Source organism: Corynebacterium auris, from assembly GCF_030408575.1.
Taxonomy (GTDB): domain Bacteria; phylum Actinomycetota; class Actinomycetes; order Mycobacteriales; family Mycobacteriaceae; genus Corynebacterium; species Corynebacterium auris.
In genome coordinates, this window is record NZ_CP047047.1 from 1,410,562 (window position 1) to 1,434,332 (window position 23,771).

General features: G+C 66.7%; 24 protein-coding genes. 7 read left to right on the forward strand and 17 right to left on the reverse strand.

The annotated features are described in order from the left end of the window. Positions 1-45 precede the first annotated feature (45 nt). The 3 genes from CAURIS_RS06790 to miaB all read right to left on the reverse strand — a co-directional run bounded on the left by CAURIS_RS06790 (position 46) and on the right by miaB (position 3,902). Positions 46-1,308 carry a metallophosphoesterase family protein gene (locus CAURIS_RS06790; RefSeq protein WP_290341186.1) on the reverse strand — a complete coding sequence of 421 codons (1,263 nt, stop codon included), beginning with the start codon at positions 1,306-1,308 and terminating at the stop codon, positions 46-48. An 85-nt stretch (positions 1,309-1,393) separates the two neighbouring features. Further along, positions 1,394-2,029: an Rv2732c family membrane protein gene (locus CAURIS_RS06795; protein ID WP_290341188.1), complete on the reverse strand. Its 636-nt coding sequence runs from the start codon at positions 2,027-2,029 to the stop codon at positions 1,394-1,396. A gap of 403 nt (positions 2,030-2,432) precedes the next feature. Further along, a complete protein-coding gene (miaB, locus tag CAURIS_RS06800; protein ID WP_290343345.1) occupies positions 2,433-3,902 on the reverse strand; it encodes a tRNA (N6-isopentenyl adenosine(37)-C2)-methylthiotransferase MiaB in 1,470 nt (489 codons plus the stop codon). Positions 3,903-4,141: 239 nt separating this feature from the next. Between miaB and gluA the strand changes: the two genes are divergently transcribed. The 4 genes from gluA (at position 4,142) to CAURIS_RS06820 (ending at position 7,475) form a co-directional block, all read left to right on the forward strand. Then, positions 4,142-4,870, forward strand: a complete 729-nt coding sequence (gluA, locus tag CAURIS_RS06805) for a glutamate ABC transporter ATP-binding protein GluA (protein ID WP_290341191.1) — start codon at positions 4,142-4,144, stop codon at positions 4,868-4,870. 16 nt (positions 4,871-4,886) lie between these two features. Beyond that, positions 4,887-5,753, forward strand: coding sequence for a glutamate ABC transporter substrate-binding protein (locus CAURIS_RS06810; RefSeq protein WP_290341193.1), 867 nt, complete (start codon positions 4,887-4,889; stop codon positions 5,751-5,753). 82 nt (positions 5,754-5,835) lie between these two features. Then, complete coding sequence (gluC, locus tag CAURIS_RS06815; RefSeq protein ID WP_290341195.1) at positions 5,836-6,522, forward strand: glutamate ABC transporter permease GluC; 687 nt, start codon at positions 5,836-5,838, stop codon at positions 6,520-6,522. Next, a complete protein-coding gene (locus CAURIS_RS06820; protein WP_290341197.1) occupies positions 6,522-7,475 on the forward strand; it encodes an amino acid ABC transporter permease in 954 nt (317 codons plus the stop codon). Before gluC ends, CAURIS_RS06820 begins: the two co-directional genes overlap by 1 nt. Positions 7,476-7,488: 13 nt before the next feature. Here the strand turns inward: CAURIS_RS06820 and recX are convergent, their stop codons facing one another. The 3 genes from recX to CAURIS_RS06835 all read right to left on the reverse strand — a co-directional run bounded on the left by recX (position 7,489) and on the right by CAURIS_RS06835 (position 9,648). Continuing rightward, a complete protein-coding gene (gene recX / locus CAURIS_RS06825) occupies positions 7,489-8,094 on the reverse strand; it encodes a recombination regulator RecX (RefSeq protein ID WP_290341198.1) in 606 nt (201 codons plus the stop codon). A gap of 5 nt (positions 8,095-8,099) precedes the next feature. Further along, entirely contained in the window at positions 8,100-9,245 is a 1,146-nt protein-coding gene (recA, locus tag CAURIS_RS06830) for a recombinase RecA (protein ID WP_290341200.1), read from the reverse strand. A gap of 187 nt (positions 9,246-9,432) precedes the next feature. Next, the gene (locus CAURIS_RS06835; protein WP_290341201.1) at positions 9,433-9,648 is read right to left on the reverse strand and encodes a DUF3046 domain-containing protein; all 216 of its coding nucleotides are present in this window, start codon (positions 9,646-9,648) and stop codon (positions 9,433-9,435) included. A 76-nt stretch (positions 9,649-9,724) separates the two neighbouring features. Between CAURIS_RS06835 and CAURIS_RS06840 the strand changes: the two genes are divergently transcribed. Genes CAURIS_RS06840 through CAURIS_RS06850 form a run of 3 tightly spaced genes read left to right on the forward strand, consistent with a single transcriptional unit; the run spans position 9,725 to position 11,611 of the window. Beyond that, positions 9,725-10,306, forward strand: a complete 582-nt coding sequence (locus CAURIS_RS06840) for a biotin transporter BioY (RefSeq protein ID WP_290341202.1) — start codon at positions 9,725-9,727, stop codon at positions 10,304-10,306. Position 10,307: 1 nt separating this feature from the next. Then, positions 10,308-11,000 (forward strand): energy-coupling factor ABC transporter ATP-binding protein, encoded by a 693-nt coding sequence (locus tag CAURIS_RS06845; protein ID WP_290341203.1) that lies wholly within the window; start codon positions 10,308-10,310, stop codon positions 10,998-11,000. After that, positions 10,997-11,611 carry an energy-coupling factor transporter transmembrane component T family protein gene (locus CAURIS_RS06850; RefSeq protein ID WP_290341204.1) on the forward strand — a complete coding sequence of 205 codons (615 nt, stop codon included), beginning with the start codon at positions 10,997-10,999 and terminating at the stop codon, positions 11,609-11,611. Before CAURIS_RS06845 ends, CAURIS_RS06850 begins: the two co-directional genes overlap by 4 nt. 57 nt (positions 11,612-11,668) lie before the next feature. Here the strand turns inward: CAURIS_RS06850 and CAURIS_RS06855 are convergent, their stop codons facing one another. From CAURIS_RS06855 to dapB, 11 genes are all read right to left on the reverse strand, one after another. Continuing rightward, positions 11,669-12,493: a PspA/IM30 family protein gene (locus tag CAURIS_RS06855; RefSeq protein ID WP_290341205.1), complete on the reverse strand. Its 825-nt coding sequence runs from the start codon at positions 12,491-12,493 to the stop codon at positions 11,669-11,671. Between the two features lie 62 nt (positions 12,494-12,555). Beyond that, complete coding sequence (locus CAURIS_RS06860) at positions 12,556-12,930, reverse strand: helix-turn-helix domain-containing protein (RefSeq protein WP_290341207.1); 375 nt, start codon at positions 12,928-12,930, stop codon at positions 12,556-12,558. 8 nt (positions 12,931-12,938) lie between these two features. Further along, the gene (locus CAURIS_RS06865; protein ID WP_290341209.1) at positions 12,939-13,496 is read right to left on the reverse strand and encodes a CinA family protein; all 558 of its coding nucleotides are present in this window, start codon (positions 13,494-13,496) and stop codon (positions 12,939-12,941) included. Further along, positions 13,489-14,040 (reverse strand): CDP-diacylglycerol--glycerol-3-phosphate 3-phosphatidyltransferase, encoded by a 552-nt coding sequence (pgsA, locus tag CAURIS_RS06870; RefSeq protein ID WP_290341210.1) that lies wholly within the window; start codon positions 14,038-14,040, stop codon positions 13,489-13,491. The genes CAURIS_RS06865 and pgsA overlap by 8 nt, the downstream gene beginning before the upstream one ends. 47 nt (positions 14,041-14,087) lie before the next feature. Continuing rightward, positions 14,088-15,257 carry a TerC family protein gene (locus CAURIS_RS06875; protein ID WP_290341212.1) on the reverse strand — a complete coding sequence of 390 codons (1,170 nt, stop codon included), beginning with the start codon at positions 15,255-15,257 and terminating at the stop codon, positions 14,088-14,090. Positions 15,258-15,518: 261 nt separating this feature from the next. Beyond that, the gene (locus CAURIS_RS06880) at positions 15,519-18,467 is read right to left on the reverse strand and encodes a DNA translocase FtsK (RefSeq protein ID WP_290341214.1); all 2,949 of its coding nucleotides are present in this window, start codon (positions 18,465-18,467) and stop codon (positions 15,519-15,521) included. A 60-nt stretch (positions 18,468-18,527) separates the two neighbouring features. Beyond that, positions 18,528-19,160 (reverse strand): TIGR03085 family metal-binding protein, encoded by a 633-nt coding sequence (locus tag CAURIS_RS06885; protein WP_290341216.1) that lies wholly within the window; start codon positions 19,158-19,160, stop codon positions 18,528-18,530. Positions 19,161-19,197: 37 nt separating this feature from the next. Next, complete coding sequence (locus CAURIS_RS06890; RefSeq protein ID WP_290341218.1) at positions 19,198-21,225, reverse strand: ribonuclease J; 2,028 nt, start codon at positions 21,223-21,225, stop codon at positions 19,198-19,200. A gap of 2 nt (positions 21,226-21,227) precedes the next feature. Further along, positions 21,228-22,136 (reverse strand): 4-hydroxy-tetrahydrodipicolinate synthase, encoded by a 909-nt coding sequence (dapA, locus tag CAURIS_RS06895; protein ID WP_290341220.1) that lies wholly within the window; start codon positions 22,134-22,136, stop codon positions 21,228-21,230. A 72-nt stretch (positions 22,137-22,208) separates the two neighbouring features. After that, on the reverse strand, positions 22,209-22,961 hold the full coding sequence (gene thyX, locus CAURIS_RS06900) for an FAD-dependent thymidylate synthase (RefSeq protein ID WP_290341222.1): 753 nt from the start codon (positions 22,959-22,961) through the stop codon (positions 22,209-22,211). Positions 22,962-22,964: 3 nt separating this feature from the next. After that, positions 22,965-23,711, reverse strand: coding sequence for a 4-hydroxy-tetrahydrodipicolinate reductase (gene dapB, locus CAURIS_RS06905; RefSeq protein ID WP_290341224.1), 747 nt, complete (start codon positions 23,709-23,711; stop codon positions 22,965-22,967). Positions 23,712-23,771 lie beyond the last annotated feature (60 nt).

Consider the following 23,771-nt stretch of genomic DNA (forward strand, 5'->3'; position numbering starts at 1 on the left):
GTACCGGGTGAGTATAACGGCCCACGAGCCCCCCACCGCGCGGGACTATGTGCGAGGAAGCTGGACGTATCCCGGCAGCGGCAGCGGGGCGTCGAGAGGCAGCTTGGCGGGCCGCATGTCCAGGCCGAGGTCCTTGGCAAAAATCAGGCGGGTGGATTCGTAGACGCGCCCGGAGTTTTCGTTGAGTTCAAAGACACGCGCGCCGCGGAGGGTGTGCTGCAGCCAGGTGCCGTCCGCCAGGCCGTAGGGCGCAAAACCCGTCCCCGGGCAGTAGCCGAGCTCGACGCCGAAGTACGTGCCGGTGTAGCTGTTGATGTGGTCGTGGCCGCAGTAGATTCCGATCACGTCGCCGCGGTCGCGCACGGCCGCGTAGATCCCGGAGTTGAAGGAGCCGTAGTAGACGTCCTCGTTTTTCACCCCCTCGATGCCGAAGGCCTGCTTCGCCGCGAGGTGGTGGATCTCCGCGCTCCTCGCGGGCCCGCCGTACCACATGTCGCGGTGCTCGTACGTGGGCATGTGGAAATACATCAGGCCGGGGACCTTCCGCCCGAAGCGCCTCTCGGCCTCCCGCGACGCCGCGAGGTACCACTCGATCTGGGCCGGGCGGATGTAGTCGTAATCCGGCACGTCATCGTTGCCGCGCACCGGGTCGGAGCTGGGCAGGTAATTCCCGGAATCAAGAAGCCAGATCGCGAACTTGGCGACGCCAGGCTCCCGCGCCCCCGCCACCAGCAGCTGCGCGTCCGAGTGGCCGTAGTGGCGATCGCCGGCGGGCGGGTTGAGGTTGTGCCTGTACTGGCGCACGAAGTCGGCCATGTGGCGCTCGTACACCCCGGTCCCGGCCTCCTCGACGGAGTCCTCGTCGTGGTTGCCGAAGGTGATCGCCCAGGCGATGCCCCGGCTCTCCATCGGCATGACGACGTTGTTCAGCGCCTGGTAGACCTGCTCCGGCGTTTCCGGCCCCCCGGTGATGACGTCCCCGTTAATCAGCGCGAAGTCGGGTTCTTCCTGGTCCAGGACCGCGCCCATAAACTCGATGGTGCGCCGGTCCGTCAGGTGGTCGTCCTGGGTGTCGTTGAATTGCACGATTTTGAAGGTCCCGTCGCTGTTGAAGGCCAGCGGCAGGCCGGCGGGCGCGGCCTCTCCCCCGCCCTGGTGGGAGCTGAGCCCCGGCAGCGACGACTGGGCGGAGGCGGAGCTGCCGAAGCCAGACAGGGCGGCGGTGGCCGCCGCGGCGCCACCTCCGCGTAAGAGAGCGCGGCGGGATAGGGGGCGTTGGCGTCGGTCGCGGGGCTGGTCAGCGTTCATGGGTCCTTTTCCGGCAGAAGGGGGTGTACGGGAAAGGACGCTACTGCCCGCGCGTTGCCGGAAGGCGACGCCGAAGTGAACTTCCCTACTCGTCCAACCGGCGGTGGCGTTCGGCCGCGCGCGCCCGGCGGTCGTCGACAAGCAGCGGATTGACCCCGCCCCGGGACACCCCGGCGTCGCGCTGGGCCGCGGCCACCTCGTCGAGTTCTTCGGCGGCCGCGCGCCTGGCGGCCGCCTCCGCCTGCCGCGCGCTGCGGCCCACGACCACGGGGATGTAGGCGAAAACCGCCACCGCGACGGCCGCGATGGCCAGGTAAATCCCCGTTCCGTGGCCCAGCTCCGCGGGGATGGACGCGCTCGAGCTGCGCAACCAAATGGCCAGCAGGGAGATGAACAGCGCCACCGTGGTCACCATCCAGCCCGGCGCGGCGAAGGCGAAACGGCGCGTCAGCAGGGTCAGCGGGGTCAGCACACCGAGGCCGATTAGACCGAGCCAGGCAAAGACCAGCTCAGTCAGCGTGACCTGGGCATCGCGCGCGGCGTCGGTGACAGCGAGGAGCTGCCAGCCGCTCGCCTCGCCCGCAAAGGGCAGAAACAGGGCGACCAGGAACACGACAGTGCTGCCGACAAGCACCCAGCCGGCGGGGCCGAGCTCGAGGCTTTTCGACGCCTCCTTCTCCTGCCTTGCCGCATCCGAACGTTGGTGTGCAGCCTCGCTCATCTCGTACCTCTCGTCGCGGTCGTGCCGGTTATTTCTGGCCCAACGATACCCCGCGCGCCGGGGGGACTGAACTCACCGGGGCAGGTGCTTCTCGCGCTGCTGCGGATCGCGGACGCCCCCGGAGTACGCGGGCCGTGTTGCTTGGGAGCCAGGTAGCCGGGGGCGAAAACCCCCAAGCAATTGCGCCCCGATGTCGTCGTTTAGCTTCTTTTTGTTCAGGAATCGGAGTCCTTCACAGCGCGCACAGGCGTACATGCGCTGAAGAAGCGGGGTTTTCCATCGACATTGTTACCGACGATGACGACCGAAAAACGGGCCCAGTGGCTCGGCAGAGAGACTCTCTAGGGGATACACGCAACACACTTAATCACAGACGCGAACTGGACTCGACCCAACTTTGGGTTTACCCCCGCGTGGAGCAGCAGGCTGATCCCGCGGCAGCCGCCTCGGCCGGCTTGCCGATACCGGGCAGGCCCAGCCCCACGCCGATCGGCGCAGTCGTGGGCACCGTGCCAGCCTCCGAGTTGTCCCCCGCGACGGTGCGGCGGTGGCCGAGCACCCCGGAATCGGCGATGAGGTAGTGGGGCTTGGAGTCCGTGACGCGCACGCGAACCACATCGCCCGGGCGGACCTTTCTGTCGATCGCACCGTCGACGCGGAAGTGGACCAGTCGCCCGTCGCGGGCGCGGCCCGACATGCGGTGGGTCTTGTCGTTCTTGCGGCCCCCGCCCGCCTGGACGAGCAGCTCCTGCTCCGTGCCCACCAGCTTCGCGTTCTCCTCGGCGCTGATGCGTTCCTGCAGGGCGACGAGGCGCTCGAAGCGCTCCTGCACGACCGCCTTCGGCAGCTGCTCTGCCATCTCAGCGGCGGGCGTTCCGGGGCGCGGCGAGTACTGGAAGGTGAACGCTGAGCTAAAGCGCGCCTTCTCCACCACATCAAGGGTGGCCTGGAAGTCCTCCTCGGTTTCGCCGGGGAAGCCCACGATGATGTCGGTAGTAATCGCCGCGTGCGGCAGCTTCTCGCGTACCTCGTCCAGGATGGCGAGGAACTTCTTGGAGCGGTAGGACCGGCGCATCTGCTTGAGCACCCGGTCGGAACCGGATTGCAGCGGCATGTGCAGTTGCGGGCACACGTTTGGCGTGTCCGCCATGGCGTCGATGACGTCGGAGGTGAACTCGGCCGGGTGCGGCGAGGTAAAGCGGACGCGCTCCAGGCCCTCAATGTCGCCGCAAGCGCGCAGCAGCTTCGAAAAGGCGGAGCGGTCGCGCTCCATGTCCTCGTCGACGAAGTTCACTCCGTAGGCGTTGACGTTCTGCCCGAGCAGGGTGACCTCGGAGACGCCCTGCTCCACCAGCGCCTTCACCTCGGCGAGGATGTCACCCGGGCGGCGGTCCTGTTCCTTGCCGCGCAGGCTGGGCACAATGCAGAAGGTGCAGGTGTTGTTGCAGCCCACCGAGATGGACACCCAGCCGGCGTAGGAGGACTCGCGCTTGGCCGGGAGCACGGAGGGAAAGACCTCGAGCGATTCGGCGATCTCCACCTGGGCTTCGTCGTTGACGCGGGCCCGTTCCAGCAGGGCGGGCAGGGCGGAGATGTTGTGGGTACCAAAGACCGCATCGACCCAGGGGGCCTTCTCCACCACCGCGCTGCGGTCTTTCTGCGCCAGGCAGCCGCCGACGGCGATCTGCATGCCCGGGTGGTTGTCCTTTGCGTGCTTGAGCTGGCCGAGGGAGCCGTAGAGGCGCTGGTCGGCGTTGTCGCGCACGGCGCAGGTGTTGAAGACCACCAGGTCGGGTTCCGCCCCGTTCCCGGCCGCGACGTAGCCGGCCTCCTCGAGAAGGCCGGAGAGGCGTTCGGAGTCATGCACGTTCATCTGGCAGCCAAAGGTGCGCACCTCGTAGGTGCGTGGCTGGGTGCTGCGGGGGGTGCGTTCCTGCTGGGTCAATTGCTCCGTCACGGTGGGCCAGTCTATCGCTGGCCGGGGCGCAGACCTAACCGTTCATCCGCGGTGAGCAGGTTGATTGGCTGGCCGGATAAATAGTTTATCCAAACCCATGACATGAGTCACATGACCGTGTACTAGTTACCGATATGACACAGGCGTCCGACCCAATGATTCGCATTACAGACGTGGACAAGTACTTCGGGGACTTCCACGCGCTGAAAAACATCACCCTCGATATCCCCCGCGGCCAGGTTGTCGTCGTCCTCGGCCCCTCCGGTTCGGGCAAATCTACCCTGTGTCGCACGATCAACCGGCTCGAAACCATCGACACGGGAACGATCGAGATAGACGGCAAACGCCTGCCCGAGGAGGGCAAGGAACTGGCAAAGCTGCGCGCTGACGTGGGCATGGTGTTCCAGCAGTTCAACCTGTTTCCGCACCTGACCATCCGCGACAACATCACGCTCGGACCCGTCAAGGTCCGCAAGCTGAAAAAGAGCGAGGCGACGTCGCGCGCCGGCGAGCTGCTCGAGCGCGTCGGCATTGCCAACCAGGCTGACAAGTACCCCGCCCAACTATCCGGCGGGCAGCAGCAGCGCGTCGCCATCGCGCGGGCGCTCGCCATGAGCCCCAAGGTCATGCTTTTCGACGAACCCACCTCCGCCCTGGACCCAGAAATGGTCGGCGAGGTCCTCGACGTCATGACCGAACTCGCCCGCTCCGGAATGACCATGCTCGTGGTCACCCACGAGATGGGCTTTGCCCACAAAGTCGCAGACCGGATCCTTTTCATGGCGGACGGCGAGATCGTGGAGGATTCCGACCCGGAAACCTTCTTCGCCTCCCCCGCCTCGGACCGCGCCCGCGATTTTCTGGGCAAGATCCTCCCCCACTAGACCCTAAGGAGACGACATGAACCACACCTTCCGCACTCTCGCGGCCGCGGCCGCGGTGCTCGCCGCCACCACCCTGACCGCCTGCGGCGGAGAAGGAGACGGCGCGGCGCAAGGCCTGCTCGCCCAGATCGAATCCGGCGAGGTCACGCTCGGCACCAAGTACGACCAGCCCGGCCTCGGTCTGCGCGAAAACGACGGCTCTATGACCGGCCTCGACGTCGACGTGCTGACCTACGTGGTCAACTCCATCGCCGACGAGCGGGGGTGGGAGCACCCCACGATCACGTGGCGCGAGACCCCCTCCGCACAGCGCGAGACCCTGATCCAGAACGGGGAGGTCGCCGCAATCGGCGCGACCTACTCCATCAACGCCTCCCGCGCCGAAGCCGTCGGCTTCGGCGGGCCCTACCTGCTCACCCACCAGGCCCTGCTGGTGCGCGCCGACGAGTCAGACATCGCGGGCCTCGACGACCTGGACGGACGCATCCTCTGCTCGGTGACCGGCTCCACCCCCGCCCAGAAGGTCAAGGACGCGCTGCCCGGCGTCCAGCTGCAGGAGTACGACACCTACTCTTCCTGTGTCGAGGCGCTGCGTAACGGCAACGTCGACGCCGTCACCACCGACGCCACCATCCTCGGCGGCTACTCCGCCCAGTCGCCCGGCGACTTCAGCATCGTCGAGCTGGAGCAGGACGGCCAGCCGTTTACGGACGAGCACTACGGCATCGGCGTGATCAAGGACGACAACGAAGCGATCGACGCCATCAACCAGGCCCTCGACGCCATGTACTCTGACGGGTCCTTCCAGGAGTTCGTGGACAAGAACATCGAAGGCGGCGTCGGCGTGTCCGAGGACACGCCGGGCGATCTGTCCTTCCTCTAAGCGCCACCTGCGGGGCCGGGCGCGTTCTTGAGCCCGGCCCCGCTTCCTGCGCCCCGCCACCTCACCGCAAGGAGTACCCGCGATGGACGCCCTCTGGGCCGACCTCTTACCCAACCTGTGGCCAGCATTTTCTACGACTATCCAGCTGACCGTTTTCTCCGCGCTCGGGTCCATGATCCTGGGCACCATCCTAACCGCCATGCGCGTCTCGCCCGTGGGCATCCTTCGCGCACTGTCGACGGCGTACATCGAGGCTGTACGCAACACCCCGCTCACGCTGGTGATCCTCTTCTGTTCCTTCGGCCTCTACCAAAACCTCGGCCTGGAGCTGGCCAGCCGAGATTCCAATACCTTCATCGCGGACCAGAACTTCCGGCTCGCTGTGCTCGGCTTCATCCTGTACACCTCGTGTTTCGTCGCCGAGTCCCTGCGCAGCGGCATCAACACCGTGCACTTCGGCCAGGCGGAGGCGGCGCGCTCCCTCGGCCTCAGCTTCGGGCAGATCTTCTCGCAGATCGTCTTCCCTCAGGCCGTGCGAGCGGCAATCGTCCCGCTGGGCAACACGCTCATCGCCCTGACGAAGAACACCACTGTGGCCTCCGTAATCGGGGTCGCCGAGGCCTCCTTGCTCATGAAGTCCACGATCGAGTTCCACGCGAATCAGCTTTTCGTCATCTTCGGTATCTTCGCCCTGGGCTTTATCATCCTGACCCTGCCGATGGGTCTTTTCCTCGGCTGGCTTTCTGAACGACTGGCGGTGAAGCGATAATGTCCGTACGCGCTACTGTGCTCTACGACGCCCCCGGGCCCAAGGCCCGCAGGCGCAATCTCGCCTATTCCGCGATCACCCTCGTCGCGCTCGCCCTCGTGGCCTGGTGGATAATCAGCCGCTTGGCCGACAACGGCCAGCTCGCCGCCGAGAAATGGGCTCCCTTTGCCAACCCGCAGACGTGGACGACCTACATCCTCCCCGGCCTTTTGGGCACCCTCCAGGCCGCCTTCGTGAGCATCCTGTTCGCGCTCGTCTACGGCGTGATCTTCGGGCTGGGCCGCCTCGCTGAAACCCGGCCCGTACGGTGGCTGTGCTCCGCGGTCATCGAGTTCTTCCGCGCCATCCCGGTGCTTATGCTCATGATCTTCCTCTACCAGTTCTTCGCGGTATTCAATATCGTCCCGCCGCGCGGCCTCGCGTTCTGGGCCGTAGTTGTGGCACTGACGTTGTACAACGGCTCCGTCATCGCGGAGATTCTCCGGGCCGGAATCCGCTCGCTTCCCCGCGGCCAGACCGAGGCCGCCCAAGCGCTGGGGCTGACGCACTCACAGACCCTGTGGAGGATCCTGCTGCCGCAGTCCGTCGCCGCCATGCTTCCCGCTCTTATCGCGCAGCTCATCATCGCGCTGAAGGACTCTGCGCTGGGCTACCAGATCGGCTACGTCGAGGTCGTGCGCTCGGGCGCCCAGGCGGCCGCGGCGAACCAGAACTACGTCCCCTCCCTCATCGTCGTGGCGCTCATCATGGTCCTGATCAATTACGGTCTGTCCCGCCTCGCCGTCCGCGTGGAGGCACAGCTCCGGGCGGGGCGCAGGCGCCGCAACCCCTTTGCCAAAGTCTCCGAGGCGCCGGGGGCGAGTCCACACCAACAGGGCCTGGACACGAAGGACACCGCCGCCGTCAACGCGCAAACCCCGGGCTACACAAAGATCGAAAACCCCGGCCAGTAGGTCACCGGCGGGGTTAGGTGACCTCGGCAATGCGGCGATCGAGCACCTCGCGGCCGATCCGCAGGCTCATCTCGGACCCGAAGCCGCGCCGCGCCATCACGCCGACGATGCGCCGGAGGTACTTGTCGTACTCGGCTCGATCTGCCGGGGCCGACTTCACCTCGCGGGCCTTCTTTTCCGCAGCGGAGCGGGCGGTGGCTTCCTCGTCGGCTGCCGTGACCTGCGCGAGCGCCTCGCGCCGATCGGGCTCGGCCACGCCCTTGCCGCGCAACTCCACATCGAGCGCACGGGCGGATTTGCCCCGCCGGGTGGCGCGCTGGCGGACCCACTCGCGGGCGAACGCTTGATCGTTGATGAGCCCGACCCGCTCCAGATCATCGAGCACCGTCTCCACCAGCTCCTCTGCGAACTCCGCGCGCAGAAGGCGCCCCCGCAGTTCCGCGCGGGAGCGAGCGCGCTGGTCAAGCAAGCGCATGGCGCGCGAGCGCACCGGTGCGAGGGCCTGTTCGGCTTCGCGGTCGAAGATCTGCCCGCCTGCCTGCCCCTGTTCGTAGGCGGCGACAGCGGCGCGCAGCCTGTCAAGCTTGTCCGGGTCTGGGGGGCTGTCCGGGTGACTCACCGCGCCTAGTCAGCGCTCCCCGTGCCCAGGCTCAGGTCTTCGTCGGCTCCGTCATCCTCGTCGTCGAAATCAATGTTGGGCACCATGTCCACGGGGTCGTCGCTCAGCTCGTCGCCCGAAGCGGCGTTGGCGTAGGCGCCGACCTGGAGCTTGCGGAAGATCTTGTCCTCGATCTCGTTGGAGACATCGGGGTTTTCCTTCAGGAACTGGCGCGCCTTTTCCTTGCCCTGCCCGAGCTGATCGCCCTCGTAGGTGATCCAGGAGCCGGACTTCTTCACAATGCCGTTGTCCACCCCCATGTCGATGATGGAGGATTCGCGCGAGATGCCCTCGCCGTACATGATGTCAAACTCGGCGACCTTGAAGGGCGGCGACACCTTGTTCTTAACGACCTTCAGGCGCGTCCGGTTGCCGATCGAATCCTGCCCGTCCTTCAGCGTCTGAATCCGGCGCACGTCGCAGCGCACGGACGCGTAGAACTTCAGGGCCTTGCCGCCCGTGGTGGTCTCGGGCGAGCCGAACATCACGCCGATCTTCTCGCGCAGCTGGTTGATGAAGATGGCGGTGGTTCCGGACTGGTACAGGGCTCCCGTCATTTTGCGCAGCGCCTGGGACATCAGTCGGGCCTGGAGGCCGACGTGGGAATCTCCCATCTCGCCCTCGATTTCGGCCTTCGGGGTCAACGCGGCGACGGAGTCGATGACGATGATGTCGATGGCCCCCGAGCGCACGAGCATGTCCGCGATCTCGAGCGCCTGCTCCCCCGTGTCCGGCTGGGCGACAAGCAGGTTATCGGTGTCCACGCCGAGCTTGCGCGCGTAATCGGGGTCGAGCGCGTGCTCGGCGTCGATGAACGCGGCGATGCCCCCGCCGCGCTGGGCCGAGGCAATGGCGTGGAGGGCGACGGTCGTCTTACCCGAGGATTCGGGGCCATAAATCTCCACCACGCGCCCGCGCGGCCAGCCGCCGATCCCGAGCGCTACGTCAATGGCCGTGTTGCCGGAGGAAATCGACTGGATCGGCGGGCGGTTGTCGTCGCCCAGGCGCATGATCGCGCCCTTGCCGAAGTCCTTTTCAATCATCGCGAGCGCGGCGTCCAGCGCGTTCTTGCGGTCTCCGCCCGCGGCGGCCGCCTTCTTCTTCGTTGCCATAGTTCTCCTCTATCGCATAGTTCTCGTGGGCGCTCCGCATCGCGGGCAGCCCGGTCCTACGTACTTAGACGCAAAAAGCCGCCCGCGCGGTTCCCCGCCTTCAACTGGTGTCAAAGATATACCCCCACCCGACACGAACGCGACGCGACACGCAAAAGTGTTCGAAAATGCTCTCCGCCGGCGGCGCTTACCACCCGGGGCGGTCCACCCCGAGCCTGCGCTCCTCGGGGATGTCGAAGGCCTCGCACAGACCCGCCCAGGCCTCGCGGGGGTCGATCCCCCGTTCGATCATCTCGGCCGCCGTCGCGTTGTACTCCGGCAGCACCTGCGACTCGGTGACCCAGCGCGCTTTGGCGGGGCCGAATTCGTCCTCCACGAGTTGCTGGAATTCGGTCAAACGCATGTCCGCCAATATACGCCGCCCGAAGCAGACCCCACTCGGTTACCGCAGTTGAACAGCGTTCAGGTACCCTTCTCGCATGTCTTCGAAAACCGTCAGCACTTCCTCGGCCACTGCCGACCTCGCCTACGTGGCCGTCTTCACGGCACTGGTTATCGTCCTCGGGTTCGTCGCCGTCCCCGTCGGCATTGCCGGAGTACCGATTCTTTTGCAGAACACCGTCGTGATCCTCGCCGCGCTCGTCCTCGGGCCGCGACGCGGCTTCTACGTCACCGGCCTGTTCCTCCTCATCGGCCTGTTCCTGCCGGTCCTGGCCGGGGGCCGCACCACCATCTTCGCCCTCGGCAGCCCGACCATCGGCTACGTTTTTAGCTACCTCATCGCGGTGCCCGTCGCCGGGCTCATCGCCATTCAGGGGGCGCGCAAGTCGAAACCCGTCGCCACGGCGATTTTTGCCCTCGCCGGTTTCGTGGGCCTTTTAATCCAGTACGTCATGGGCGCCATCGGTCTCATGGTCCGCACCGACATCGGCGTCGGCGAGGCCGCGGCCGCGCAGCTGCCTTTCATCCCCACCGATTCCCTCGAGATGATCATCATGGTCGCCATCGCCATCGGAGTTCACTCCGCTTTCCCGCAGCTGTTGCGCTCGGAAGCTCGTTAACGTGCCCGCCATCAGCTTCGACGGCGCAGGGGTGAACTACGAGGGGACCGAGATCCTCCGCCCGCTCACGCTTGAGCTCACCGAGCGCCGCATCGGCATCATCGGCTCGAACGGCTCCGGCAAATCCACGCTGGTCAGGATGATCAACGGGCTTGTCGAGCCGACCACGGGCACAGTGCTTTACGACGCCCTAAGCCCCGCCAAGGACGGCAAGCAGGTGCGCCGCAGGGTCGGGTTCGTCTTTTCCGACGCCGAATCGCAGATCGTTATGCCGAAGGTTGCCGACGACATCGCCTTCTCCCTGCGCCGCTTCAAGCTCCCGCGCGCCGAGGTGGACGCGCGCGTCGACGCGATGCTCGAGCGTTTCCAGCTGCGCGAGCGCGCAGAGCACTCGCCCCACACCCTGTCCGGCGGGGAGAAACAGCTGCTGGCGCTCGCGGCGGTGCTCGTGACCGAGCCCGACACCGTCATCGCCGACGAACCGACCACGCTTCTGGACCTGCGCAACCGCCGCCGCATCATCCGAGAGCTCGCCGCCTTGGAGCAACAGGTGATCGTGGTCACCCACGACCTCGAGATGCTTCGCGGCTACGACCGGGTCCTGTGTCTTAACCGCGGCGCGCTCTCCTACGACGGCCCGCCGGATTCCGCAATCGCCCACTACCTCGAGCTCATGGACGGGGCGCACCAGTGATCCGCGAAGTCCCACTCGGTGTCTACGTCCCCGGCACGACACTGCTGCACCGGGCGAGTCCGGCCGCCAAGTTCCTGGTGCTCGTCGCATTCATCGTGGCCGTGACGGCGCTTCCCAGCCGCCCATGGCACACCGCGGCCACGCTGGCGGCCGTCCTCGTGCTATACGCGATCGCCCGGGTGCCCTGGGGTATCGCCGTCCGGCAATTCGCCCCTGTACTGCCGCTGCTCATCATCCTCGGGCTTTACCTCTGGTGGCAAAACGGCGCGTCTGCGGCGGCCACCACGACCCTCGGGCTGGTGGCCACCTTGGCCGCGGCGAACCTGTTTACCCTGACGACAGGGATGGAGGAGCTGCTCGAGGCTCTGGAAAAAACCCTCTCCCCCCTGGCACGAGTCGGCGTGCCGGTGGAAACGATCAGCCTCGCCATCGCCCTGACCATCCGCCTGATTCCCCTGATGTTCGCAACCGTGGGCGAGGTTTTGGACGCCCGCAAGGCCCGCGGCGCGAGCTTTTCTCTGACCGCCTTCGGCACCCCCGTGGTCATCCGCTCCATCAAGCGGGCCCGCGACATCGGCGAGGCGCTCATGGCCCGGGGAGCGGCGGACTAGGCGGGCACAAAAAAGGGGCGTCCCCCTCACCGGGAGCGCCCCTGTAGCGGGATCTTGCTACTCGCCGCGCAGCTCGCGCATGCGCTGAGCCACCGCGTCGTCCGAGACGGGTGTGCTCTGCTCCGAGGTGCCCTGCTCAATCGCCGGCTTCGCTCCGGAGTTGAGCTCCCCGGCCATCTCAGCGCGAATCTGCTCCAAACGGCCGTGGCCAGCCATCTGGATCCCCGCCTGCTCGACCTCCGCCATACGGCCCTGGACGGAGTTCTGCGCCAGCTCCGCTTGGCCGAGGGCGTTGGCGTAGCGGCGCTCGATCTTATCGCGCACCTGATCAAGGTTGGGGGTGCCCGAGGTCAGCGAGTTCATCGACTGCATGGTCTCGGAGACCTTCTCCTGCATCTTGGCCTGCTCGAGCTGGGACAGCAGCTTGGAGCGCTCCGCGACCTGCTGCTGCAAGTGAGCGGCGTTGCGTTCCACGGCCTGCTTCGCCTGCGCCGCCTGCTGCAGGGACTGGTCGTGCAGCTGCTTCGTGTCTTCGATCGACTGCTCGGCGGTGACGAGCTGGGCGGCGAAGGCCTCCGCGGCGTTCTCGTACTCCTGGGCCTTGGTTTCGTCACCCTCCCCGCGCGCCTTGTCCGCGAGCTGCAGCGCTTGGCGGGTGTTCGCCTGGAGCTTCTCCACCTCCTCCAGGCGGCGGTTGAGCTGCATCTCCAGCTGACGCTGGTTGCCGATCACGGCCGCGGCCTGCTGGGACAGTGCCTGGTGCTGGCGCTGCGCCTCGTTGATCGCCTGTTCAATCTGGACCTTCGGGTCGGCGTTTTCTTCGATCTTGTTGTCAAAGAAGGCCATCAGGTAATTCCAGAACTTGCTAAATGGGTTAGCCATGTCGACTGCGCAACCTTTCGTGGTGTTTTTTGCCAATAACCGCTTGACAATTCTAGTTAATCTTAAGCCTCCGCGGCGGCGGGCGCAGCCTGCTCCAGCTCGTCGTTGAGGGACTGCAGCGACAGGTTCGAGGCGGCGTCAAAAACTACCTCTGCGACACTCGTGCCCAGCGCAGAGCAGATCGACTGAAGCAGCTCCGAGGACACTTCCTTTCGTCCGCGCTCGAGCTCGGAAAGGTAACCCGAGGATACCCGGGCCGCGGATGCCAGCTGGCGCAGGGAAATGCCCTTGTCGGCGCGGTATGCACGCAGCGACATCCCGAGCGCCTCCCGCAAAAGGGGTTCGCGCTCAGGGGCCAGCGGCCGCGCCACCTTGTCGGCTGGGGCACCGGCCGGGCTGCCAACCGGGTTATCGAGGAGAAGAGTTGTCGTTGCCATCACGTAGTTCAACTCTCGGCGCTCTGCTTTTGTTCCCGAACCGCCACCAGCGCCCCCCGCAAGGCGGCCTCAACCGCCGCGCGGCGGATCTCGGCCCTGTCTCCCGCCAGCATCCGCAGCGGCTCCGGAGAACCCGGGACCAGCGCGTAACGCCCCAGGGACGGGTCGACGAGCTCGGCGGCCGCCGAGGAGGCCGTCCACTGCGGGCCTGCCAGGCCAACCCATACCTCGCCCACTTGGTGGCCGTCCTGCGGGTCCGGTCCCGCCACTCCCGTGACCGCCACGGCCCAATCAGCCCCGCAGACCCGCCTCGCGCCGCGGGCCATCTCACGGGCTGTGACGGGCGAGACCGGGCCGTGCTGCGCGAGGACCTCCTCCGAGACGCCGGCGAGGGACTTCTTCACATCCGTGGCGTAGGTAATAAGCCCTCCGCGTAACACGTCGGAGGCGCCGGGGACGTCCGCGAGGGTCGCGGCCCCCAGCCCCGCTGTCAACGACTCGCAGAAGCAGATCGTCTGGTTGCGCTGGCGGAGGGCGTCGATAAGCGATGCGGCGAGATCAGACATTGGCTTTCCTTGCGTCGAGAAGGTACTGGATGCCAGTGACCACGGTAACCACGACCGCGAGCAACATCACCACGAAGGTCGGCACGTCCATCCATTCCGGCAGCGGGCACAGGTAGAGAGCCACGCCGAGGCTTTGCAGGGCCGTCTTGAGCTTGCCCCCTTTCGAGGCGGGGACGACCTTGCCGTTGCGCAGCATCCACATGCGCCACAGAGTGATCCCGAGCTCGCGCACGACGATGATCACGGTCACCCACACAGGCAGCGTCGAGGCGATGTTGAGGGTGACAAGCGCGGTGATCATCAGCGCCTTGTCCGCGATCGGGTCGGCGATTTTGCCGAAGTCCGTGACTAGCCCGCGAGCGCGAGCGATGTCGCCGTCGAGCTTGTCGGTGGCCATCAACACCACGAAGAGACCGAATGCCCACCACCAGTGCTGCGCCAGAACCAACCAGGCGAAAACCGGGACGAAAAGGATGCGTAACGACGTCAGAACGTTCGGCAGGTTCCAATTCGACGGCGTGGCGCGGGGGATCGGTGTACTCACGCGTTCAACCCTACCCCCGCGTCCCGACGGCTCTGGGTTCTCACCCGCTACGCGCCGCCGCGCGAGACGTCGAGGTGGTCCGTCTCCCGCGAACCGGTGGCCGTGTGGTCTCCGCGGCCCGAGGTCGCGGGGTCATCGATCCATTCGATGTGGTTGCCCTGGGTGTCGACCTTGCGGCGGTTACCGTGGTCGTCGTAGTCGATGTGCCAGCGGGGCCCACCGGGGTCGCGGCGGCCGGCAGCGATATCGATGCGCACCTTGATGACCGAGGCGACGACCGTGACCGCAAGTACGCCAACGATGACGAGCAGCGAGGTGAGGGTGCCAATCTCGGGCACGTCGACGTTTTCGCCGTCGTTGATGAACGGCAGGTTGTTCTCCGCCAGCGCGTGCAGAAGCAGCTTGACGCCGATGAAACCAAGGATGACGCCCAGACCGTACGGCAGGAACACCAGCCGGTCGAGCAGGCCCGAGAGCAGGAAGAACATCTGGCGCAGGCCCATCAGCGCGAACGCGTTGGCGGTGAAGACGATGAAGGCCTCCGAGGTGATGCCGTAGATCGCGGGAATGGAGTCGAAGGCGAACATCAGGTCGATGAAGCCGATCGCAAGCAGGGCGACAAACAGCGGGGTCGCGGCACGTTTGCCTGCCTGGGTGCGCGAGAGCAGCTTGTCGCCGTGGTAGGACTTCGTCACCGGGATGACGCGCCGCAGGGCCTTGACCACCGCCATGTCGTTGGGGTCGGTCTCCGGCTGGTCGGTCGCCTCGTCCCACAGCAGCTTACCCGCGGTGTAGAGCAGGAAGGCGGCGAAGATGTAGAACACGTCGGACCACGCCTCGATGATCGCGGCGCCGAGGAGGATGAAGACCAGGCGCATCACGAGGGCGATGACGATGCCCAGCAGCAGCACCTTCTGCTGGTACTTACGCGGGATGCGGAAGGCGCCCATGATCAGGGCGAAGACGAACAGGTTGTCGACGGAGAGCGCGAGCTCGGTGATGTAGCCGGTGAAGTACTGCACGCCGTGCTCGGCGTCCCACAGCCACCAGATCATCGCACCACACACGCACGACATGGCCATGTAGAACAGCGTCCACAGCCCCGCCTCCTTCATCGAGGGCTCGTGCGCCTGCCGCACGTGGGTGGCGAAGTCAAAGACGAAGAAACCGAGGATGACCGCGCCCGCGATCAGCCATATCCACAATGGGACGTCCATGGGAGAAACCTCCGGTCAGAAAGAAGAAAGACACCAGTGTGACCGGAGGTCTCCCCCACCCCGGGATTCCCCCTGGGGCCGCCCCGTCCGGGGCTCGCCTGCGCGGGCGCCGTGTTGACGGTACGGGACGTGTGCGGGGTACTCCCCTCCAATGCGAGTGCAAGCATACAGCACACGCACGACAATGCGCCCGCTGACCCGAAACGGCCAGCGTGACGACGCCTTTTGTGCCGCTCGGGTAACCCGGTAGCACTGTGGCCGCTAGAAAGCGCCGCCCGTCGGGTTGTCGCCGGCGTCGACCACGCGGGGGCTGTCGCCGGAGGGTGCGGCCGCGTCCGCTTCCTTCGGCGCCTCCGCTGGGTCGGCGCACTTGATCATCCAGATGATCGTGTCCAGCTCCTCCGGCTTAACCAGGACCTCGCGGGCCTTCGACCCCTCGGAAGGGCCAACCACGCCGCGCGTTTCCATGAGGTCCATGAGCCGGCCGGCTTTGGCAAAGCCGATACGCAGCTTGCGCTGGAGCATGGACGTGGACCCGAGCTGCGAGGTAACCACCAGCTCGACGGCCTCGAGCAGATCGTCCATGTCCTTGCCGATGTCATCGTCGATGACCTTGCTCTCGGAGGCCTTCTCCTCGGTCACGCCCTCGATGTACTCCGGCTCTTCCTGGGCCTTGGCAGCTTCGACGACCGCCTGAATCTCCTCGTCGGTGACGAAGGCCCCCTGCAGGCGCTGAGGCTTGCCCGCCCCCTGCGGGATGAACAGGCCGTCGCCCATGCCGATGAGCTTCTCGGCGCCCGCTTGGTCGAGGATGACGCGCGAATCCGTCAGCGAGGACGTGGCGAAGGCGAGGCGCGACGGCACGTTCGTCTTGATCAGCCCGGTCACCACGTCCACCGACGGACGCTGGGTGGCCAAAACGAGGTGAATGCCTGCTGCGCGCGCCTTCTGCGTGATGCGCACGATCGAGTCCTCGATCTCCTTCGGCGCCGTCATCATCAGGTCGGCGAGCTCGTCGACGACACAGACGATGAACGGGTACGCGCGCATTTCCCGCTCCGAGCCGGGGGGAGCCTGCAGCTGACCGGAACGGACCTTGCGGTTGAAATCCTTGATGTGGCGCACTCGCGCGGACTTCATGTCCATGTAGCGCTGCTCCATCTCCTCCACGAGCCACTGCAGCGCCGCCGCCGCCTTCTTCGGCTGCGTGATGATCGGCGTGATCAAGTGCGGAATGCCCTCGTAGGGGGTCAGCTCCACCATCTTCGGGTCGATGAGGATGAGGCGCACCTCTTCCGGCGTCGCCCGCGTGAGAAGGGAGATGAGCAGCGAGTTGACGAAGGCGGACTTACCCGAGCCGGTCGAGCCGGCGACGAGCAGGTGCGGCATCTTTTGCACGCTTGAGGCGATGAACTCGCCCTCGATGTCCTTGCCCAGGCCGATCAACATCGGGTCGTGGTCCGTGGCGACTGCGGGGGCGTCGAGGACATCGCGCAGCCGCACCATCTCGCGATCCATGTTGGGCACCTCGATACCCACGGCGGACTTGCCCGGAATTGGGGTGAGCAGGCGGACGTTGTCGGTGGCCACGGCGTAGGCCAAGTTGGACTGCAGGTTCGTGATCTTCGACACTTTCACGCCCGGGCCGAGTTCGACCTCGTAACGCGTCACTGTCGGGCCGCGGGAGAAGCCGGTCACCTGGGCGTCGACCCTGAACTCCTCAAAGACCTCGGTGATGGCCTCGATCATCCGGTCGTTCGCCTCGGTGCGCGTCTTGGGTGCCTCGCCCGCGACAAGCAGTTCCGTGGAGGGGATGTCGTAGTCCGAGGGGTTCTCGGGTTGGCGCTGAGCCGGCGCTTGCGCCGGCTTGTCCAGCTCCGACTTCGGCGTCGAGGCGGGCACCGCGGCGGCGTCAATGCCACTGCGGGCGATAATCGCCTGGCGCATAGCCTCCCGCGACTGGCTCACGGCGTCCTCCGCGTCCCGGCCCACGGTGGCGGTGCGATCGGCGCCGTCCGGGGAAACCGGTTCGTTGCTCGGGGCCGGTTCGGGGCGCTCCACGACCTTAGTCTCCTCCGGCTGCTGCGGACGCTGCGCCTCGGGGGCCTGCTCGCGAGCGTCGGTATCACCGAACAGGCTGGCGCGGCGGTCGCGCTTTGTCCGTACAACCCGAGTGGACTCCCCCTCCCCCGCCGGGTAGTTAGCCATCGGGCTGAGGCCCGGTGCTGGGCGCGGGCGCGTCCGCGGGCGCCCCGAGGCGATACGGTCGAGGTCCTTGTCCACGTCCGCGTACGGGTCGCTGTCCTCCTCCGGATCTGGGGTCTCACCAGAGCCGAAGGTCGAGCGTAGCGCCGCCACGAGGTGGTCGTAGGCCTCGCGCACCGTGATGCCTGTTGTCTTCAGCGCGCCGAAAATAATCACCAGCGCCAGAAGCGGCACCGCGACGTAGGAGGAAAACCCGGCCGCCAGCCCGCCGCCGAACACAGTGCCCAGCGCCCCGCCGGCTATTTTTCGCCCCTCCCACTCGGCAGGGGTCCCAGCGAGCACGTGCACGAGACCGAGCATGCCGAGCGTGATGATGCCGATTCCTAGGCCTACCCGCGTTCGCACAGCGGCGTCGCGCCGGACGTCCAGCATCAGCGCCACGGCAGCCGCGACGAGCGCGACGGGCAAAATGAGCGCGCCCGCGCCAATGACCCAGTGCACGCCCTCCGAGATGACGCGGCCAATCGGTCCCGCGATGTCGAACCACACGGAAGCCCCGATCACGGCCGCTAGGCCGATGAGGACAAGCCCCCACAGGTCCGCCTTCTCACCCCCGGGGGGCGCGTCCTCCGCGCGCTCTGCCTCCTCGTCGTTGCGTGCGCTGCTGCTTTGCCGCGTGCTCACGTCCTCCTCAAAAAAGTCATCGAGATCGCCCGGTTCCTCGTCGCCACCGCGCCGCTTGGACCCGCCGAACCTCCCCGCCACCGAGCGCACCCCGCGCGCGGTGCCGCGGGCAGCGGCCCCCAGGGTGCTGCCCACGGCGCGGTAGGCCGAGCCCACCCGCTCCCCGGAGGTATCGGCCGCCACCATGGTGGATGTCGGCGCGTACGTCATCGAGGAGGGACCGCCGTTCCGCGTGGCGGCCGGGCGGTTCGAGCGGCTCTGGCCGTGCGGGCCCGCCGGCGGGCGGCCCGAGGTGCGGTGTGCGGAGTTTCTGGCAGACATGCTTGTAACTCTAGTACCTTCCGCCCCGATATCCACTCACGCCACACCAGCGCGGCGCGTCTAGACTCCGAGCTTGACGTGGACCTCGTCGACGAGATTCGCGGGCCCCTCGACGCGCACCTCAACCCGCGCTCGCCCGCTCATCCACATCAGCAGCTCGCCGGGTTCGCCGAACACTCGCACCACGTCGTCGCCGCGCCGCGCGACACCGCGGGCACCCCCCACCGTCTCAGGCGGCAGCGTCGGAGGCGTCAGAATCACCGGCGCCGCAGCTCCCCGCAGAGTCATCCGACCCATCGCGGCTGCCGCACCCAGCAATTGCTTTTCGACGCCCTGACCGAACTGCCTCGGACCCGCCTGGCCGTCCCCGCGTCGCACGTCCTCATGGTGGATAAAGTGCTCCGCCGTGTTGAACCGCTTGTCCACGGGGCGCAGCAGAGCGGGTGGCCCCGCCGCCCACTCGCGCACGAGCTCGACGTAATCGCGTTCCTTTTGCCGGGCTGTCTCCTTCTCCAGGGTCCCGCTCAGCGGCGACAGGAAAATCCCCAACGCCGCGGGGAATCGGTTTTCGCGGATGTAGAGGTGAGCTGCGAGGTCGCGCGTGTTCCAACCCTCGCACAGGGTCGGGGCGTCGGGTCCGACGTCGATAAGCAGCTGCGCGAGGCGGTCACGTTCGGTGGCGGCGAAAGACATGGGCCCCAGCATACGCTGGGGCCCAGGAAGCGTCGTGTTACAGCGACTCGCGGGTCGCCTCGACGTCCTCGTCGTCGACGGGGGCCGTGTCCGCGGCCATCGGCACGACCGTCGGCAGGATCACCGGCTCGCGCTTGTACTTCTGCTCGATCGCACGGGAGACCTTGCGGCGCAGCTGCTGCACCATGCGGTACGGGTCGTTTTCTCCCTCCGCGGCGAGGTCGCCCATGACGGACTCCACGCCCTCGACGACCTTCTTGTTGAAGTCGCGGTCGTCCTCGGAAAAGCCGGTGGTGGACACGCGCGGGGTCTCCAGGAGTCGGCCTGTGCGGTCGTCGATCACGCAGGTGATCGAGACGACGCCGCCCGAGGCGAGGCTCGTGCGGTCCGCGAGCACGTCCGGGTCGACGTCTCCCATGGTCACGCCGTCCACGTAGAGCTGGCCCACCTGGTACTGGCCGACGACGTTGATCTTGCCCTTCACCAGGTCGACGACCACGCCGTTCTGCGCCAGCGCCGTGTTCTCCGGCTTGACGCCGGTGGAGATTGCAAGTTCCTTGTTCGCGCGCATGTGGCGCCACTCGCCGTGCACCGGCATGGCGTTTTTCGGGCGCGCCGCGTTGTACAGGAAAAGCAGCTCGCCGGCGTAGCCGTGTCCGGAGGCGTGCACGTGCGCCTCGGCGCTCGTAACCACCTCGGCACCGATCTGGGCCAGGTTGTTCGTCACCGCGAACACTGCTTCCTCGTTGCCCGGAATCAGCGAGGAGGACAAAATGATCAGGTCACCGTCGCGTACCGTGATCTGACGGTGCTCGCGCCGCGACATGCGCGACAGCGCCGCCATCGGCTCGCCCTGGGTGCCGGTAGTGATGAGCGCCACCTTGTGCGGCGCCATCTTCGCCGCCTCCTCGATAGGAACGATCGTGCCCTTCGGCGCCTTCAGCAGGCTCATCTTTTCCGCGATCTCCATGTTGCGGATCATCGAGCGGCCGTTGAACGCGACCTTGCGGCCGTTGGCGACCGCCGCGTTGATGGCCATCTGCACGCGCGAGACGTTCGACGCGAACGAGGCGATGATCACGCGCTGCTTCGCGCCCGCCACCAGGCGCGTCAGGGTCTGCTCGATGCCGGCCTCGGACACCGAGATGCCCGGCACGGTGGCGTTCGTGGAGTCGCACATGAACAGATCGATCCCCTCGTCGCCGAAGCGCGACAAAGCAGGGAGGTCGGTGGGCTTGCCGTCGTAAGGCGTCTGGTCGAGCTTGATGTCGCCCGTCATGACGACGTGCCCGGCGCCCGTCTTGATGGAAACGCCAAGGCACTCCGGGATGGAGTGGTTGACGTGCCAGAAGCGGACGTGGAAGGGCCCGACAGTGATGTCGGAATCCTTGTTCACCTCGTGCAGCTTCGGCTTCTGCCGGTGCTCCTGCGTCTTCGCCGAAATCAGGGCGTTGGTAAAGCGCGAGGAGTAGATCGGGATGTCCGGGCGCAGCTTCAGCAGCCACGGGATCGCGCCGATGTGGTCTTCGTGGCCGTGCGTGACCACCAGGGCCTCGACCTTGTCCAAGCGGTTTTCGATCGGCCCGAAATCCGGCAGAACCAGGTCAACGCCGGGCTCGCTCGAATTCGGGAAGAGCACGCCGCAATCGACGATGAGAAGCCTGCCGTTGTATTCGAAGACGGTCATGTTGCGGCCGATTTCAGAGATACCGCCGAGCGCGTAGATACGCAGCCCGTTCTGCGGCGCCTTGGGCGGCGCCGGGAGGCGCTTGGTCAAGTCCGCCCCCTGCATCGACTTCACCGGGTTGCGGCGCCCGCCGCCGTTGCCGCCACGGCCGCGGCCCCGGCCGCGACGGTTGCGCGAGCGGTTGCCGTTACCCCCCGAGTTGCCGTTGGAGCCGGACTTCCCCTTGCCGGAGCCGCTTCCGTTGTCCCCACCGTTATCGTCGGCGGTTTCGTGTGCGGGTTGGCTGTCCGGCGCCTGGAACACCGGCTGCTGATCAGCGGGCTCCGGCGGCCCAGCCTTGCGGGTAACCTTACGCGTCCGGTTACGGGGTTCGTTCATACTTAGAGGACTCCAGCCTTTTCCATGTCAGTGCGGAGGCCCTCCACCTGCTGCTTAGTCGCGGGCGCGACCGGCAGGCGGGGGTCTCCTACGTCAATGCCCTGCAAGCGCAGAGCAGCCTTTGCAAAAGTTGCACCACCGAGAAGTGCCTGCTGACGAGCCAGCACGTCGATGGTTGTGGCGTTGATTTCCCGCGCGCGGGCGAGGTCGCCTTCCTCGAAGCTTGTTATCATTTCTCGCAAATGACGCGGGGCGGCGTGTCCGATCACTGAGATGACACCGGTCGCGCCGACGGAAAGCCACGGCAAAGTGAGAGGATCGTCGCCAGAATACCAGGCGAGTTCCGTCTCACGAATGAGGGGGGCCGCTTGGAAGAAGTTGCCCTTCGCGTCCTTCAGCCCCTGGATCGTGGGAATCGTCGCGAGTTCGCGGATAGTCGCCTCGTCCAGCGCGAGGCCCGTGCGTCCCGGGATGTCGTAGAGGCAGATCGGCAGATCCGTCGCCCCCGCGACCTCGCGGTAGTGGGCAACGATCCCCGCCTGGGACGGCTTGGAATAGTACGGCGTGACCACGAGGAGCGCGTCGGCGCCAGCCTCCTTGGAGGCCACCGCCAGCTGCACCGAGGTGCGGGTGTCGTTGGTGCCCGCACCAGCGATCAAGGTGGCGCGGTCTCCGACCTCCTCGCGCACGGCCTTCAGCAGCGCGATCTTTTCCTCCGGGGACGTCGTCGGCGACTCGCCCGTGGTCCCGGCGAGGACAAGGGAGTCGACCCCGTTGTCGACGAGGTGGGCGGCCAGCTTCCGGCCCGTGTCGAGGTCGAGCTCTCCCTGCGCATCGAAGGGGGTGACCATGGCGACGGAGACGACGCCGAAGATGTCAGCACCGGTGCTGGCTTTCGTTGAAATGCCCATAGCCGACTAGGTTACCCGCTCCCTCCGGCAGCCGCGCCACTGCCGTGCCGAAGCTCCTCTATGGGGAGCCCTCTACTGGATGTACGGGCTCGTGGCCATCTTCGTGCCGTCGGCGAGCTCGCTGACGAGGAAGTCGTCGAAAAGCGAAGGCGCCGTACCGCGGAGCAGGTCGAGGCAGGCCAGCGCGAGCGCGCGAATTTCGGCGTCCGCGTGCTCGGAGGCGCGCGCCGCGATGAACTCGCGCCACGCCCTGTAGTTGCCGGTGACCACGAAGCGCGTCTCGGTCGCGTTCGGCAAGATCGCCCGCGCCGCCTGCCGGGCCTTCTTCCGCCGCAGCAAGGCGTTGGGTTCCGCCGCCGTGTCCTCCTCGAGCGCGCGCAGCAGCTCGTCGTAGACAAAGCGCGAATCGTCCACCGCGCGCACGAAGAGCTCGCGCAGCTCTGGGTCCTCTGCAATCGCCACAGGGACCACGACCTCACTTTGGCCCGCGGGCACGTAGCGCTGGCTCAGCTGAGAAAACGACAGGTGGCGGTGCCGTAGCAGCTCGTTACCCGCAGCGCGGGAGAGGCCACGGACGTAGAGGGTGGCCGTGGCATGCTCAAGCAGCGCGTCGTGGCCCACCTCGATGACGTGGTGCAGGTAAGAATCGTTCGCCGCGGTGTGCGGGTTGGGGCGGTCGAACGTCTCGTAGCAGGCTCGGCCCGCGAACTCGACGACCGACTCAGCGGGGCTTGCCGCCGGGTCCGGCTCCCACTCCACTCCGGTCGGGGGCGTAAACCGCGTCGCGGCAACAAGCTGGACGTCCAGGTTCGATGCGACCGCCATGCCCTACAGCCCCAGGTACTTATCCAGCCCCACGGTCAAACCCGGGTTGTCCGCCACTTTGTGCACCCCCTCGAGCACCCCGGGCACGAAGGACTCCCGCCCGTAGGAGTCCTGGCGGATGGTCAGGGACTGGTCGCGGGTGCCGAAGATGACCTCCTCGTGGGCGACCATGCCGGTCATCCGGACCGCGTGCACCTTCACCCCGTCGACGTCGGCGCCGCGTGCCCCATCGAGCGACTGCTCAGTGGCGTCCGGGACAGCGCCCATGCGCGCCTCGCGGCGCGCTTCGGCGATCCCCTGCGCCGTCTTCGTCGCCGTGCCCGAAGGCGCGTCGAGCTTGTTCGGATGGTGGTACTCCACCACCTCGGCGGACTCGAAGTACGGCGCTGCCTGGCGGGCAAACGCCATCGTGAGGACGGCGGAGATGGCGAAGTTGGGGGCGATGAGGACGCCGACGTTCGGGTTCTCCTCCAGCCAGGCCCGCACCTGCTCGTAGCGGCCGTCGTCGAAGCCCGTCGTGCCCACGACGCAGTGGATGCCGTGGCTGATGCAGAACTGCAGGTTATCCATGACGGCCGCCGGCGTCGTGAAGTCCACGACGACCTCCGCGCCGTTGTCCGTCAACTGGGAGAGGGGGTCGCCGTGGTCGACCTCGGCGACGAGCTCCAGGCCCTCGGCCTCCTTCACGCCGGCCACGACGGCCGAACCGACACGGCCCTTCGCTCCCAATACTCCAACCTTGATAGCCATAGCGGCGCTCCCTTCCTCGTGTGCGTGCATTCTCTGCGGCCACTCTACGGCGTTGGCCCG

Bases quoted from the DNA above. Each gene is read 5' to 3' on its own strand.
- CAURIS_RS06875 (WP_290341212.1), bottom strand. From the start codon at position 15,257: ATGGACGTCCCATTGTGGATATGGCTGATCGCGGGCGCGGTCATCCTC.
- CAURIS_RS06820 (WP_290341197.1), top strand. From the start codon at position 6,522: ATGTCCGTACGCGCTACTGTGCTCTACGACGCCCCCGGGCCCAAGGCC.
- dapB (WP_290341224.1), bottom strand. From the start codon at position 23,711: ATGGCTATCAAGGTTGGAGTATTGGGAGCGAAGGGCCGTGTCGGTTCG.
- recA (WP_290341200.1), bottom strand. From the start codon at position 9,245: ATGGCAACGAAGAAGAAGGCGGCCGCCGCGGGCGGAGACCGCAAGAAC.
- CAURIS_RS06880 (WP_290341214.1), bottom strand. From the start codon at position 18,467: ATGTCTGCCAGAAACTCCGCACACCGCACCTCGGGCCGCCCGCCGGCG.
- CAURIS_RS06835 (WP_290341201.1), bottom strand. From the start codon at position 9,648: ATGCGTTTGACCGAATTCCAGCAACTCGTGGAGGACGAATTCGGCCCC.
- thyX (WP_290341222.1), bottom strand. From the start codon at position 22,961: ATGGCGGTCGCATCGAACCTGGACGTCCAGCTTGTTGCCGCGACGCGG.
- CAURIS_RS06790 (WP_290341186.1), bottom strand. From the start codon at position 1,308: ATGAACGCTGACCAGCCCCGCGACCGACGCCAACGCCCCCTATCCCGC.
- gluC (WP_290341195.1), top strand. From the start codon at position 5,836: ATGGACGCCCTCTGGGCCGACCTCTTACCCAACCTGTGGCCAGCATTT.
- CAURIS_RS06890 (WP_290341218.1), bottom strand. From the start codon at position 21,225: ATGAACGAACCCCGTAACCGGACGCGTAAGGTTACCCGCAAGGCTGGG.
- CAURIS_RS06865 (WP_290341209.1), bottom strand. From the start codon at position 13,496: ATGTCTGATCTCGCCGCATCGCTTATCGACGCCCTCCGCCAGCGCAAC.
- miaB (WP_290343345.1), bottom strand. From the start codon at position 3,902: ATGAACGTGCATGACTCCGAACGCCTCTCCGGCCTTCTCGAGGAGGCC.
- dapA (WP_290341220.1), bottom strand. From the start codon at position 22,136: ATGGGCATTTCAACGAAAGCCAGCACCGGTGCTGACATCTTCGGCGTC.
- CAURIS_RS06855 (WP_290341205.1), bottom strand. From the start codon at position 12,493: ATGGCTAACCCATTTAGCAAGTTCTGGAATTACCTGATGGCCTTCTTT.
- CAURIS_RS06885 (WP_290341216.1), bottom strand. From the start codon at position 19,160: ATGTCTTTCGCCGCCACCGAACGTGACCGCCTCGCGCAGCTGCTTATC.
- gluA (WP_290341191.1), top strand. From the start codon at position 4,142: ATGATTCGCATTACAGACGTGGACAAGTACTTCGGGGACTTCCACGCG.
- CAURIS_RS06810 (WP_290341193.1), top strand. From the start codon at position 4,887: ATGAACCACACCTTCCGCACTCTCGCGGCCGCGGCCGCGGTGCTCGCC.
- CAURIS_RS06795 (WP_290341188.1), bottom strand. From the start codon at position 2,029: ATGAGCGAGGCTGCACACCAACGTTCGGATGCGGCAAGGCAGGAGAAG.
- CAURIS_RS06860 (WP_290341207.1), bottom strand. From the start codon at position 12,930: ATGGCAACGACAACTCTTCTCCTCGATAACCCGGTTGGCAGCCCGGCC.
- CAURIS_RS06840 (WP_290341202.1), top strand. From the start codon at position 9,725: ATGTCTTCGAAAACCGTCAGCACTTCCTCGGCCACTGCCGACCTCGCC.